The organism is Nocardiopsis sp. EMB25, assembly GCF_026797795.1.
GTDB classification, from domain to species: Bacteria; Actinomycetota; Actinomycetes; order Streptosporangiales; family Streptosporangiaceae; genus Nocardiopsis; species Nocardiopsis lucentensis.
In genome coordinates this window covers 587,569-600,581 of the sequence record NZ_JAMTDN010000001.1, presented here as the reverse complement: position 1 = coordinate 600,581, position 13,013 = coordinate 587,569, and the positions used below count along the sequence as shown (strand labels likewise).

Annotated in this window: 12 protein-coding genes; 5 read left to right on the top strand and 7 right to left on the bottom strand. The window is 72.0% G+C overall.

Translation table 11 applies throughout. From position 1 onward, the window contains the following. Window positions 1-303: 303 nt before the first annotated feature. The 4 genes from KIK06_RS02470 (at window position 304) to KIK06_RS02455 (ending at window position 2,920) form a co-directional block, all read left to right on the top strand. Window positions 304-672: a DUF6703 family protein gene (locus KIK06_RS02470; RefSeq protein ID WP_017599587.1), complete on the top strand. Its 369-nt coding sequence runs from the start codon at window positions 304-306 to the stop codon at window positions 670-672. A 127-nt stretch (window positions 673-799) separates the two neighbouring features. After that, window positions 800-1,651, top strand: a complete 852-nt coding sequence (locus KIK06_RS02465) for a metal ABC transporter ATP-binding protein (protein WP_268641743.1) — start codon at window positions 800-802, stop codon at window positions 1,649-1,651. Continuing rightward, window positions 1,644-2,546, top strand: a complete 903-nt coding sequence (locus KIK06_RS02460) for a metal ABC transporter permease (protein WP_268641742.1) — start codon at window positions 1,644-1,646, stop codon at window positions 2,544-2,546. Before KIK06_RS02465 ends, KIK06_RS02460 begins: the two co-directional genes overlap by 8 nt. Continuing rightward, window positions 2,543-2,920: a Fur family transcriptional regulator gene (locus KIK06_RS02455; RefSeq protein ID WP_017599584.1), complete on the top strand. Its 378-nt coding sequence runs from the start codon at window positions 2,543-2,545 to the stop codon at window positions 2,918-2,920. Before KIK06_RS02460 ends, KIK06_RS02455 begins: the two co-directional genes overlap by 4 nt. Window positions 2,921-2,939: 19 nt before the next feature. Here KIK06_RS02455 and KIK06_RS02450 read toward each other — a convergent pair whose 3' ends face one another. The 5 genes from KIK06_RS02450 to recO all read right to left on the bottom strand — a co-directional run bounded on the left by KIK06_RS02450 (window position 2,940) and on the right by recO (window position 7,308). Next, window positions 2,940-3,524: a hypothetical protein gene (locus tag KIK06_RS02450; RefSeq protein WP_268641741.1), complete on the bottom strand. Its 585-nt coding sequence runs from the start codon at window positions 3,522-3,524 to the stop codon at window positions 2,940-2,942. 504 nt (window positions 3,525-4,028) lie between these two features. Next, complete coding sequence (locus tag KIK06_RS02445) at window positions 4,029-4,856, bottom strand: SGNH/GDSL hydrolase family protein (protein WP_268641740.1); 828 nt, start codon at window positions 4,854-4,856, stop codon at window positions 4,029-4,031. A gap of 75 nt (window positions 4,857-4,931) precedes the next feature. Beyond that, window positions 4,932-5,714, bottom strand: coding sequence for an SGNH/GDSL hydrolase family protein (locus KIK06_RS02440; protein ID WP_268645827.1), 783 nt, complete (start codon window positions 5,712-5,714; stop codon window positions 4,932-4,934). A gap of 44 nt (window positions 5,715-5,758) precedes the next feature. Beyond that, window positions 5,759-6,580 (bottom strand): isoprenyl transferase, encoded by an 822-nt coding sequence (locus tag KIK06_RS02435; RefSeq protein WP_017599580.1) that lies wholly within the window; start codon window positions 6,578-6,580, stop codon window positions 5,759-5,761. Further along, window positions 6,577-7,308, bottom strand: coding sequence for a DNA repair protein RecO (gene recO, locus KIK06_RS02430; protein ID WP_017599579.1), 732 nt, complete (start codon window positions 7,306-7,308; stop codon window positions 6,577-6,579). Before recO ends, KIK06_RS02435 begins: the two co-directional genes overlap by 4 nt. A gap of 406 nt (window positions 7,309-7,714) precedes the next feature. Between recO and KIK06_RS02425 the strand changes: the two genes are divergently transcribed. Next, the gene (locus tag KIK06_RS02425; RefSeq protein WP_268641739.1) at window positions 7,715-8,479 is read left to right on the top strand and encodes a CAP domain-containing protein; all 765 of its coding nucleotides are present in this window, start codon (window positions 7,715-7,717) and stop codon (window positions 8,477-8,479) included. A gap of 387 nt (window positions 8,480-8,866) precedes the next feature. Here the strand turns inward: KIK06_RS02425 and KIK06_RS02420 are convergent, their stop codons facing one another. Together KIK06_RS02420 and leuA are read right to left on the bottom strand one after the other, a co-directional pair. Then, window positions 8,867-11,062, bottom strand: coding sequence for a TerD family protein (locus KIK06_RS02420; protein WP_268641738.1), 2,196 nt, complete (start codon window positions 11,060-11,062; stop codon window positions 8,867-8,869). Window positions 11,063-11,175: 113 nt separating this feature from the next. Next, window positions 11,176-12,876 (bottom strand): 2-isopropylmalate synthase, encoded by a 1,701-nt coding sequence (leuA, locus tag KIK06_RS02415; protein WP_268641737.1) that lies wholly within the window; start codon window positions 12,874-12,876, stop codon window positions 11,176-11,178. Window positions 12,877-13,013 lie beyond the last annotated feature (137 nt).

Genomic DNA, 13,013 nt, shown 5'->3' with positions numbered 1-13,013 from the left:
CAACGGGCGGGCACCGGCTGACACGGGCCGCTCTGTCAGACGACTACCAACCGAATGTAGATGATCACGGACCCCGAGAGTGCCAGGTCCGAGCCGTTCGACCGGGCGGCCGGACGGCGGGAGGGCGCGCGGCGGCCAGGAAGCGCGCCCGTTCCCGGCGCCGCGCCGGGGACCTGCACTAGGGTCGGGAAGAAGAAGTATCACAGGCGTCGGGGCACCGTGCCCCGCGGAGTGGCGGGCGGGGCGGAGTGCCGGCCGCCGCACCGGCCCGCAGGCCCCCACGGGAACGAGGAACACACGGCGATGGTCCCCCCGGAACACGGTGAAGAACGGCGCCGCGACACCGGCCGCCCCCTCCCCGACGGCGACTCCTTCCAGACCCCCGGCGCCGGTCGGCTGCGCCAGGCGATCGAGGGCCGCAGCGCGGTGCCCCTCGTGTGGCTGTACCAGTGTCCGCGCTGGTTGCCCCCCTTGGGGCTGGGCGCGCTGTTCATCGCCGGCCTCATGGCCCCCTGGTGGCTGGGCGCCCCGTGCCTGCTGCTGATCCTGGTGTTCCTGCTGTGGCTGGCCTACCTGGCGTGGCCGTCCCTGAACGCCCGGCAGCGGGCTCCACGCGTGCTCATGGCCGTGGTCGTGGCGGTTCTGGCGGTGGCCCGACTGCTCGGGTTCTGAGTCGGAGACCACCTGGTGCCCTCCACCGTCCGAGGAAGCCTGCCGGTGGGGTGGGGCGCCCTCGGCGAACGCTCCGAGCGCACCCCTCTTTTTTGACAATCATTTTCATTTTCTCCATACTGAAACCGTGTCAGACCAGATCACACGGGGCGGAGCCCAGACTCCACCCGCCTTCCAGATCGTCGACGCCCGCGTCGCCTACGACGGCGACCCCGTCCTCGACGGCCTGAGCCTCGACGTGGCCGCGGGCCGGACCACGGCCGTGCTGGGCCCCAACGGCTCGGGCAAGTCGACACTGATGCGCGCGATGCTCGGCATCGTGCCGCTCACCTCGGGCGAGGTCCGCCTGCACGGCACACCTCTGCGCCGCTTTCGTGACTGGCACCGCATCGGATACGTCCCGCAGCGGCTCACCGCCGGCGGCGCCGTCCCCGCCACGGTGCGCGAGATCGTCGCCTCCGGCCAGGTCGCCGCGCGCGGCCGCCTGTCCCTCTTCCCGAGCCGCTCCGACCGCGCCGCCGTGCACGAGGCCCTGGAGGCGGTCGGTCTGGCCGGCCGTGCGCGCGACGCGGTACGCGAGCTCTCCGGCGGACAGCAGCAGCGGGTGCTCATCGCCCGCGCCCTGGCCGGGCGCCCCGACACCTTCGTCATGGACGAGCCCATGGCGGGTGTGGACGCGGAGAACCAGATCGCCCTCGCCAGGACCATCGCCCACCTGCGCGACCGGGGGTCCACCGTGGTCCTGGTGCTGCACGAACTGGGGCCGTTGGAGGACGTCATCGAACGTTCCGTCGTCCTCGGCTCAGGGCGCGTCGTCCACGACGGGGACGCCCCCGCGGCGACCGGCGCCTGCGCCCGGCCCGGCCACGAGCACCAGCACCCCCACCCCGACCCCAACGACCCCGACCCGCGCGCGGCGGCCGCCACGGACGGCGCGCCCGCGGACCTGATCCGACTCGAGGTGCCCGGACGTGACTGAACTGCTCCAGTACGAGTTCATGCGGCGGGCACTCATCGCCGCCGTGCTCGTGGGACTGGTCACACCGGTCATCGGCACGTTCCTCGTCCAGCGCCGTCTGGCGCTGCTCGGCGACGGCATCGGCCACGTGGCGCTCACCGGGGTCGCCCTGGGCCTGCTCACCAGTACCTCCCCCGTGCTCACGGCGGCCGTCGTGGCGACCCTGGGCGCCATCCTCATGGAGCTGGTGCGGGTGCGCACCCGGGCCAGCGGCGAGGTGGCCCTGGCTCTGTTGTTCTACGGCGGGATCGCCGGTGGCGTGCTGCTCATCAACCTCACCCCCGGGGCGAGCAACGCCACCCTCACCTCCTACCTCTTCGGCTCCGTGAGCACGGTCGAGGAGCAGGACCTGTGGTTCGTCGGCGCCCTGGCCGTCGGCGTGGTCGCCGTCGTGGCGCTCTTCGGCCGCGAACTGTTCGTGCTGTGCCAGGACGAGGAGGTGGCCAGGGCCCACGGCCTCCCGGTGCGCTTCCTGAGCGTCCTGCTCGCGGTCACGGCGGCGCTGACGGTCGTCATCGCCATGCGCGTGGTCGGCGTGCTCATGGTGAGCGCGCTGCTCATCGTCCCGGTCGCCGCGGCTCAGCAGCTCACCCGCAGCTTCCGGGTGACCATGGGACTGGCCGTGCTCATCGGTCTGTTCTCCTCGCTCGGCGGCCTGACGACGGCGTTCTACGCGGACCTGGCGCCCGGCGCCACGATCGTCATACTGGCGTTGGCGGTGTTCTGCGTCGCGGTGGCCGTCGGCGGTCTCCTCAACCGTCGGTCACGGAAGGGGGCACCGGACACCCGTGAAACCGCGGGGGCCGACGCGGCCGGTACGATGCCCCAGACCGATCGGGGGAGGGTGAAGCAATGAGTACACGTCGCGAGACGGTCCGCCAGGCGCTGACCGGGTCCACCGGTTTCCGCAGCGCCCAGGACCTGTACGCGGACCTGCGTGCCGAGGGTTCCAAGATCGGCCTGACCACCGTCTACCGGGCGCTCCAGGCGCTGAGCGACTCCGGTGAGGTGGACGTGCTGCGCACCGACGACGGCGAGGCCGTCTACCGGGCGTGCGACAGCGAACAGCACCACCACCACCTGGTGTGCCGGAAGTGCTCCACGGCGGTGGAGATCGAGGGGCCGGCCGTGGAGAAGTGGGCGGCCGAGGTGGGCGCCAAGCACGGGTTCACCGGGGTGACGCACACCGTCGAGGTGTTCGGCACCTGCGGCGACTGCTCGAAGGCGTGACCTGACCTGGGCGCCGGGGTCAGGTGAGTGCCGCCCGAACCTGGCGGCGGCCGGTCTCGCCGCGTGTCCAGAGGTGGAGACGGCGGATTCGCGGTCCCTCGCCGGCGTGGTCGAGCGCCACGCGGACCGCGACGTGTGCGCCCAGAAACCAGCGATTGCAGGGCCCCGAGGCCTCAGCGGCCTCGGTGAGTCCCTCGATCCGGGCCGGTAGGTGATCGGCGATCACGCCACGGTCGGGACCGGGCGCCCAGGGTTCCAGCGGCCCGGGCCAGGGATCCCAGTGGGACACGTGGTCCAGCAGGGCGTGGTGTTCGATCAGGTGGTAGGTCGACGACGCGATCTCCTGGAAGCGGTCGCCGTATCCGAAGCCGACGCCGACGCGGCGGTCGGTACGCAGCACGTAGGCCACGGGGGACGAGACGTGCTCTCCAACGATGTCGAAGCACCACTCCCGACCGTCGGGCCACATCCGGTCGCCGAGGCTGAGGTCCCACCGGCGCGTGACCTCGTGGACGCCGCCGTCCAGCACGGCTCGACGACGGACGTGGTACTGGAGTCCGCCGAAGCGGGCCGCGAACGCCTCCCGGCGGATCACCAGGCTCATCGGCACCGGCACGGTCCGCCCCGTGCGGTCCCGTGTGCTCAGGAAGTCGGTGGCCACCCGTGGGCGTGGGTCGGGATCACGCCTCGCCGTTCGGGCCAAGAGCTCCCGGGCACGCTCTGACAGCCCCGTCGGGTCGTCGAGGATGTGCACGCATACTTCCCCGTAAGGTCGTCGCTGGAGTCCAGATCACGGACGGCGGCAGGGTATCGCGAGGCTCGCCGTCCAGGGGCGTCAGCGCCTCCGGAAGCGCCGCCGGCGCCGCCGCGGCCACCCGGCGGCCGGGGAACCGATCCCGGCCAGCTGGGACGACCCGTTCAAGCCCAGCCCCAGGCCGGGGAGGACCCGGGCAGAGCCCAGGCTCCCGCGAGAACGACCGTCACCGAGCCCGGAATCCACGTCCGCGGCCATCGCATGACCGCATGGTGCCGTGCCCGAGTCCACCGGGGACCCGTTCTCCGGAACCGGCCACACCGCCGCGCTCCCCCATCCCGGGAGCGCGGCGGGCTACTCCGCCCGGTCGGAGCGGCGGCAGGGTTCCAGGGTGGGCCGCTTGGGACGCACACCGTCACCGGAGGAACGCCCGGTCAGGCGGCGGTGGATCCACGGCATGAGGAACTCACGCGCCCAGTGCAGGTCCTCCTGACGAGCGGTGCGCCAGTCGCGCGGCTCGGCCGGGGGCCAGGGCTCGTTCCAGTCGCCGTCCACCGGCACGCCCAACACCTCGCACACGCGCAGCGCCAGCCTGCGGTGTCCCTCGGACGACAGGTGGAGACGGTCCCAGTTCCACGCGCGGGCGTCGGAGAGGATCCGCATGCTCCACACGTCCACGACGTCGCAGCCGTACTGGTCCGCCACGTGGCGCATGTGCATGTTGTAGGTGGCGATCTTGCCGCGCAGGTGGCGCATGACCGGCTGCCAGTTGGTGTCGAAGCCGGTGAAGACCACCACGCGCGCCCCCGTGGCGCGGAGCTCGGACACCATCGCCTCGAAGTCGCGCACGACCCGGTCGGGGTCGCTGCCCGGGCGGATGATGTCGTTGCCGCCCGCGCACAGGGTCACCAGGTCGGGAGACATCTCGACGGCTCGGGGCACCTGCTCGGACCGGATCTGGCCGATGAGTCTGCCGCGCACGGCCAGGTTGGCGTAGCGCACCTCACCCACGTGGTCGGCGAGGTGCTCGGCCACGCGGTCGGCCCAGCCGCGGTAGCGGCCGTTGGGCACACTGTCGCTGTCCGGGTACGGGTCGCTCATGCCCTCGGTGAAACTGTCACCGAGGGCCACGTAGGACAGGATGTCCCTGTTCGTGAGGTCACTGCTCCCAAAGCCGCTCATGGTGCACGATGATGCAACTTTGAGCCATGGTTACGCGACAGTAGGTTGATGGTTTGTCCGGTTTTGCGGGGGACGTCACACCGAACCGTGCTCCGCCCGCCCGGCCGTCGCCCGGGTGACCGGCGTCAGTTCGGGGCGTTTGGCGATGACGTCGTCCCCGGAGGACCGCCCGGTCAGGCGGCGGCCGATCCACGGGGCCAGCGACTCACGGGCCCAGGTCAGGTCGTCGCGACGCGCCTGGGTCCAGCTGATCGGCTCCCGCTCCGGCCACGGCTCGTCCCAGCGCCGATCGGTGGGCACCCCGAGGACCTCGGCCACGCGCAGCGCCAGCCTGCGGTGCCCCTCCGGGGACATGTGCAGGCGGTCGGCGTCCCAGGCGCGGGAGTCGGTCAGGGCGCGCATCGACCACTGGTCGACGAGCAGACAGCCGTGGGCGTCGGCGATCGCGCGCACGTTCATGTAGTAGCGGGCGAACAGGCCGATGGTGCCGCGCATGTAGCCGTTGGAGACGTTCACCCCGGTGAAGAGCACGACCTGGCTTCCGACCGCGCGCAACCGGCCCACGGCGTGGTCCAGGACCCGGGCCATGCGCTCGGGGTCGCCGCCGGGGCGCAGCAGGTCGTTGCCGCCCGCGCACAGCGAGACCAGGTCCGGCGCCATGTCCAGGGCGGCGGGCAGCTGGTCGGTGACGATCTGGCGCATGAGCTTGCCGCGCACGGCCAGGTTGGCGTAGCGCACCTCACCCACGTGGTCGGCGAGGTGCTCGGCCACGCGGTCGGCCCACCCCCGGAAGACCCCGTCCGGGTAGGGGTCGCCCACACCCTCGGTGAAGCTGTCGCCCACCGCGACGTAGGACATGCCCGGACGCACGAGCGGGGCGCCGTCCGCGCCCGCCGCCGCGCTCACCTGGCCTCCCCCGGGACCGGGTTGGGCTCGGCGCCGCCGTAGCGGCGGTCGCGGCGCGCGTAGATCTCGCAGGCGCGCCACAGGTCGCGGCGGTCGAAGTCGGGCCAGAGCGTGTCGAGGAAGACGAACTCGGCGTAGGCGGACTGCCAGAGGAGGAAGTTGGAGGTCCGCTGCTCACCGGACGAACGTACGAACAGGTCGACGTCGGGGACCTCCGGCGCGTACAGCTCGCGCGCGATGGCGTCCTCGCTGATCTTCTCCGGGGAGATCCGCCCGTCGGCGGCCTTGCGCGCGAGCGCGCGCACGGCGTCGGTGATCTCGGCCCGGCCACCGTAGTTCACGCAGAACTGGAGGGTGAGCCGGTCGTTGTCGCGCGTCAGCTCCTCGGCTTCCTGGAGCTCCTTGATGACGCTCTTCCACAGTCGGCCGGAGCGCCCGGCCCACTTCACGCGCACGCCGCGGGCGTGCAGCTCGTCGCGGCGGCGTCGGATGGTGTCGCGGTTGAAGCCCATGAGGAAGCGGACCTCGTCGGGCGAGCGCTTCCAGTTCTCCGTGGAGAAGGCGTAGGCCGACAGGTGGGAGACACCCAGTTCCAGGGCGCCCTCGATGACGTCGAAGAGGGAGGACTCCCCGGCCTTGTGCCCCTCGGTGCGGGGCAGGCCGCGCTCCTTGGCCCAGCGCCCGTTGCCGTCCATGACCACGGCCACGTGCTTGGGCACCAGGTCGGCGGGCAGCTCCGGCGGGCGCGCCCCGCTCGGATGCGGGACGGGCTGGGTGTACTCCCGCCGGTTTCCGGTGTCGAAGCTGAACAGACTCAAGAACGCTCCACGTGCCGCAGTGATCGGATTCCGTTCTCCAGGTGCCACTGTAGGTAGGCCGCGACCAACCCGCTGCACTCGGAACGGTGCCCTCCCCCGCTGGCGTCCGCGCTCTCCCAGTCACCCTCGAGCAGCGCCGTCATCAGGCGGAGCGTCTCGACGGAGGGGTGCACGGCGCCGTGGGGACGGCACACCGAGCAGACCATACCGCCTGCGTGGACCGCGAACGCGCGGTGCTCGCCCCGGCTCCCGCAGCGGGCGCACTCCCCCAGGGCCGGGGCGTACCCGGCGACGGCCAGGGAGCGGAGCAGATAGGCGTCCAACACCAGCCGGGCGTCGTGCGTTCCCTCGCCCAGGACCCGGAGGGCGCCGATGAGCAGGAGGAACTGGCGCAGCGCCGGGTCCTTCTCCACGGCGACGACCTTCTCGGCGGTCTCCAGCATCGCGGTGGCCGCGGTGTAGCGGGCGTAGTCGTGGACGACCGCCTCACCGTAGGAGCGCACGGTCTCGGCCTGGGTGATCACGTCCAGGGTGCGGCCGGTGTAGAGCTGCACGTCGACGTGGGTGCACGGTTCGAGCCGGGCGCCGAAGCGCGACTTGGTGCGGCGCACCCCCTTGCCCACGGCGCGGACCAGTCCGGTACGCCGGGTCAGCAGGGTGACGATGCGGTCGGCCTCGCCCAGTTTCTGGTTGCGCAGGACGACGCCCTCGTCGCGGTAGAGACTCACCCTCCCATTGTCGCGGATGCCACCGACCGACCGGACGCCCGACCTCCCGCCAAGGGGCGGACATGATCAGCTTTATTACGGTTTGAATTCCCTTTTCGAGACATTTGCTCTACTCTCACGCGCTAAGCGCTCCGCGACGGGCTCCCCAGGCCCGAGAGTGGCACCCGGTGTCGAACGAGAGGACACGGGTGGGCCCGAGAGGCGGAGCCGCAGGACCCGGCCGCGCACGCACGGGCGCGGCCGCGGGGATCCCCCGGTGACCGTCCCCACGACACACGGCCACCCCCCATCCGCACCCGCACGGAAGGTACAGAGCGACATGGCACGAGGCCGCCGAGGCAGGCGCAGGGCGAACGCTCACGGACGGGGACCGGCACGCGGCGGGCGGCGGAGTCCGCTGCCGCTGGTGGCGGGGCTGACCGCGGTTCCGGTCGGGCTGACCCTGGCCGGAGCGCTCCTGGTCACCGACCTGGGCGATCGACTGGACCCGTCGGGTTCGGCCGACGCCTCCCCCTCACCCGCCGGGCAGATCGGGAGCGCCGTCGCGGACGACTCCGCCGTCCCCGACGCGGCGACCGACGACGACTTCTTCGAGGCCCCGGCCACGACACCGGAGGAGACCGAGCGGGCCGAGTCCGCCGGGACCGCGACCGCCCAGGCCACGGCCCCCTCGGCGAGCGGCGGCTCCGACGACGGAGCGGACTCGGACACACAGGGCGGCTCCGAGGACGACGCGGAGCGGGAGGGGTCCGGCGGCGGTGGCGGCGGGAACGGCGGCTCCGACGCCCCGTCGGCTCCCCTGAGCGGACCGGCCGAGGACCAGGTGGTCCAGTTGGTCAACGCCGAGCGCGCCGACGCCGGTTGCGGCCCGCTGCGTGTGGACGACCAGCTGACGGCGGCCGCCCAGGAGCACAGCGAGGACATGGACGCCCGCGACTACATGGCGCACGTGAACCCGGACGGCGAGGGACCGGGCGACCGGGCCGAGCGCCACGGGTACGACTCGTGGGGTGCGGAGAACGTCGCCAAGGGCCAGACCAGCGCCGAGCAGGTGATGGAGGCCTGGATGAACAGCAAGGACCATCGCGACAACATCCTCAACTGCGGTCTCGTCGCGATCGGCGTGGGCGAGCACAACAACGCCTGGACCCAGCTCTTCGGCTGGGTGTAGCCGAGCGCATGACGAACGGGCCGCGCCATGGGGTGCGGCCCGTTCGCGGTGTGAGGAGAGCGCCGGGACTAACCTGTGAGAGGGGCCTTTTCGGGGCCGGGAAGGAAGCCCCGGCATGGCCTCACACGGCCGGAGCGGAGTACGCGACGGCTGACCGACCGAAGGGGGTCGAACCCCCGGGTGGGAAGCCGCCGCATGGCCGCCCGGCACTGGCGGCGAGGAGTGCGTGAGGGCTGTCCTGGTCCGCTGCCGCTGGCGCCGGGCCAGGCGCGGACGCCAGGTCAATGGTGGAGAAGGAAGCTCCCACATGGCCTCGCCGTCACGTACTCTAACCGGGCGCCCCGACAGTCCGCACCGGGTTTTCCGGCGCGGGTCCGGGACGGGCGGTCAGTCCGGCAGCAGCGAACCGAGTTCCCTGGTGGTGAACACCTCAGTCCCCTCCGGCAGTCCGTCCGGACGCTCCAGCCCCACGTAGACCCAGCGCCGTCCCTCCGGCACCGTCTCCTCCGCCACCCCGTCGGCGTCGAACGCCCGCACCTCGGCGCCGGAGCGCGCCATCGCGTCGAGCAGATCGCCCACGGTGCGGGACTCGTGTTCGGTCAGGGCTCGGGCGATCGCACTCGCCGACACGCCGGTCTCCTCCACCCGGTTGAATCCGATTCGCCCCGGCAGGAACAGGTGCAGCCAGCGGGCGGTCCACCGCCCGTCCTCGCCCCGGGAGAACATCAGCGGGAGCGCGACGCGTGAGGATCCGCGCAGGTCGGACTTGAACCGCACAGTCCTCGGTTCGAAGGGCAGGCCGTCCTGCTCGCCGTCGCGCGTCATGAACCCGAAGAAGCTCTCGGCCAACTCCGTGAACCCCTCACCGCAGAACAGCAGCACCTGCGGCACCACGTGTCGCACCCGAGGGTCCACCCCGGCCAGGTTCAGGTCGATCATCTCGGTGGCGCCCTCCGGGGCGTTGACGATGTCGCCCGAGTGCACCATGCCGTCGCTCCGGAGGTTGGTCCACGAGACCTGCCCGGCCGGGGCGAAGTCGGCGTCGAGCTTTTGCACCGACAGGTCCAGGTCCGTCCGCCGCTCCGTTTGACGCCAGTGGACGAAGAAGCGCAGGTGATCACCGGTCACGGGCATGGCCGATCCACGCGGCAGCACCCCCACTCCTCCGGCCGTGCCCTTGCCCGAGCGCGGCACCGCGACGGTGCGCACGGCCTCGTCCGTGAACACGCGGTCGAAACGGGGCAGACGCCGGGCCACGGCGTCGTCCAGCACGGCGATGACCGGATCAGCCCGGTCGGCCGGCAGGGGCTCCCTGTGTTCGCGTTCCACCCAGGTCCGGGCCTTGCGGTTGACGAACAGGCGCACGGTCGAGCCTCCCTTCGCCCTGGCGGCCAGGTGCTCGCGGGCCGAGACCAGGACACGCGGCGCGACCCGGTCGGCGCACCCGTCGAGCCTGGCCGCCACCGCTCGGGCCTCCTCAGCGGAGGACCGGCTCAGGATCCGGTCCAGGGACCGCACGAACCGGCCCGGCTCCGACGCCAGAAAGGCGACCGCGCGGGCGATGTCACCGTCGGAGAAGGCGGCCTCGACCCGTGCGTCGAACGTGCGCGCGCGGCGGTCGCCGCGTGCCACGGCGAACACCTCACGCGCGTGGGTCAGGCGCGGGTACTCGTGCGGGTGGAGCCGCTCCGCCAGCCGCTTGAACGGTTCCCGGTGGCGCGCCACGTCACCCAGCTTGGTCGGGTCCGCGGCCACCACCGCGTCGAGCGCGTTCAGCAGGGCGCGCCGTTCACGGCGGCTGAAGGAACGGAACCGGGTGGGCTCGTCCAGGGTGACGTCGCCGTCGGACAACGCGCAGGCCAGACGGAGGACGTCGGTGACGGTGTCGGCCAGCGGCGGCCGACCGCTCGCGACTCCGGCCCGGTTGACGACGGCGCGGTTCTCCCGGATCGGGACGCTCGACGGCGGTTCCTGGTCGGCGCAGACGGAGGCGAGCCGGGCCAGCAGGACGAGGTCGTCTTCGCCGAGCGGTACCGTGCTGCCCGCCAGCTCCTCGTAGAGCGCCCGGGTCTCCTCCTCCAGCGTGCGGCCCAGGTGCAGGAGGGTGAACCGGTCCTTGGCCGAGGCGACGAAGGCGTCGCGTGCGGCGGCGAGCTCGTCGTAGGTGTGCCGGTAGCGGCCGTAGCTCGGTAGGTCCAGGAGGTTGACCGGGCCGTCGGGCCGGATGACCGCTCCCCCGCGCCCGGGGTCGGTGAGCGCCTCGACCAGGCACGCGGTCCAGAACTCCAGGGTGTCGGGGACGTTCTCGGGGAAGTCGCGGAAGTACACGTTGTGCGCCACGTGCGCGCCGACCAGCGTGCGGACCGCCCCCAGGACGATCCGGCCCGTCGCGACGACGGCGTACGGTTCGAGTCCGGCCAGGTGCGCGCGGAGTTCGGCGGTGAGTCCGAAGCCCGCCGACAGCAGGGCGGCGTCGAGCTGGCGGGTGGCGACGGAGCCGTCGCCGGGAGCGCCCGTGGGCCGGGGGACCCTCAGGGTTCGCTGGATGATCTGGGTGTACGCCATGACCGGAGATGCTGCCATCGCGGGCCGACATCCACCACGGGTTTTCCGTCCGCGGACCGGGGCCGCCCCGGACACGCCGCCGCCCCGGCGCACCCGCGCGCGGCGGGTGTCCGGGGCGGACGGAAGGTGGGTCAGGCGCGGGAGATGGCGCTGCACACGGCCTTCAGGGAGGCCGTGGTGATGCTGTTGTGGATGCCCACGCCCCACACGACGTTCCCGTCGATCTCGGCCTCCACGTAGGCGGCGGCCCGGGCGTCGCCGTCCCCGCCCAGCGAGTGCTCGACGTAGTCCATGACGCGGACCTTGACGTCGACGTCGGTCAGGGCGTCGCAGAACGCCGAGATCGGGCCGTTGCCGGTGCCGGTCAGCTCGCGGATCTCGCCGTTGACGCGGGCGTCGGCCTCGATCCGGTACGTGCCGTCCTCGGCGGTGGTGGACCGGTGGGCCAGGACCGCGACCGGACCGGACTCGGCCAGGTAGGTGTCGGAGAAGATCTCCCAGATCCGCTCGCCCGCGAACTCGCCGCCCTCGGCGTCGGTGTGCTCCTGGATGACCCGGGAGAACTCGATCTGCAGGCGGCGCGGCAGGTCCAGCGCGTGGTCGCGCTGCATGATGTAGGAGACGCCGCCCTTGCCGGACTGGCTGTTGACGCGGATGACCGCCTCGTAGTTGCGACCCACGTCCTTGGGGTCGATGGGCAGGTAGGGCACGTCCCACGGGTACTCGTCGACCGGGGTGCCGGCCGCGGCGGCCTCGGCCCGCAGAGCGGTGAAGCCCTTCTTGATGGCGTCCTGGTGGGAGCCGGAGAAGGCGGTGTAGACCAGGTCGCCGCCGTAGGGGTGGCGCGGGGCCACGGGCAGCTGGGTGCAGTGCTCGACGGTGCGGCGGATCTCGTCGATGTCGGAGAAGTCGATCCGGGGGTCCACGCCCTGGCTGAACAGGTTCAGGCCCAGGGTGACCAGGCAGACGTTGCCGGTGCGCTCACCGTGTCCGAACAGGCAGCCCTCGACGCGGTCGGCCCCGGCCATGACGGCCAGTTCGGCGGAGGCCACGCCGGTGCCGCGGTCGTTGTGCGGGTGGACCGACACCACCACGTGCTCGCGGCGGGTCAGGTTGCGGCTCATCCACTCGATCTGGTCCGCGTAGACGTTGGGGGTGGCGCGCTCGACCGTGGCGGGCAGGTTCAGGATGATCTCGCGGCCCGGGCCGGGCCGCCAGACGTCCATGACCGCCTCGCAGACCTCCAGGGCGAAGTCCAGTTCGGTGTCGACGAAGATCTCGGGCGAGTACTCGTAGCCGAAGTACTCGGTCTCGCCCAGGTACTGCTCGGCGAAGCGCATGACGTGCCGGGTGCCCTCGACGGCGATGTCCTTGCACTGGTCGCGGTCGACGCGAAAGACCACGCGGCGGAAGGTCGGGGCGGTGGCGTTGTACAGGTGCACGGTGGAGCGCTTGGCGCCGACCAGGCTCTGTACGGTGCGCTCGATCAGGTCCTCGCGGGCCTGGGTCAGCACGGAGATCTGGACGTCGTCGGGGATCAGGTCGTCCTCGATCAGGGACCGGACGAAGTCGAAGTCGGTCTGGCTGGCGGCGGGGAAGCCGACCTCGATCTCCTTGTAGCCCATCTTGACCAGCAGCTCGAACATCTCGCGCTTGCGCGCGTTGTCCATCGGCTCGATCAGCGACTGGTTGCCGTCGCGCAGGTCCGTGGACAGCCACCGGGGCGCCTCGGTGATGGTCCTGGACGGCCACGTGCGGTCGGGCAGGTCGACCGGCTTGAAGGGCTGGTAACGCTGGAAGGGCATGGAGCTGGGCTGCTGCTGCGGCACCATCGGGTGTCTCCTCGAAGGATGTGCTGGCGTGAGGTCAGTGGCCGACCAGGGCAAGCCGAAGTCCCGCGGCGAGGGAGCCGACCGTCTAACGACCCCCGCCGCGGCCACTAAGGAGAAGCAGCTCGCGCAGCATAGTG

Bases quoted from the DNA above. Each gene is read 5' to 3' on its own strand.
- KIK06_RS02470 (WP_017599587.1), top strand. From the start codon at position 304: ATGGTCCCCCCGGAACACGGTGAAGAACGGCGCCGCGACACCGGCCGC.
- KIK06_RS02455 (WP_017599584.1), top strand. From the start codon at position 2,543: ATGAGTACACGTCGCGAGACGGTCCGCCAGGCGCTGACCGGGTCCACC.
- KIK06_RS02440 (WP_268645827.1), bottom strand. From the start codon at position 5,714: ATGTCCTACGTCGCGGTGGGCGACAGCTTCACCGAGGGTGTGGGCGAC.
- KIK06_RS02445 (WP_268641740.1), bottom strand. From the start codon at position 4,856: ATGAGCGGCTTTGGGAGCAGTGACCTCACGAACAGGGACATCCTGTCC.
- leuA (WP_268641737.1), bottom strand. From the start codon at position 12,876: ATGGTGCCGCAGCAGCAGCCCAGCTCCATGCCCTTCCAGCGTTACCAG.
- KIK06_RS02420 (WP_268641738.1), bottom strand. From the start codon at position 11,062: ATGGCAGCATCTCCGGTCATGGCGTACACCCAGATCATCCAGCGAACC.
- KIK06_RS02450 (WP_268641741.1), bottom strand. From the start codon at position 3,524: ATGAGCCTGGTGATCCGCCGGGAGGCGTTCGCGGCCCGCTTCGGCGGA.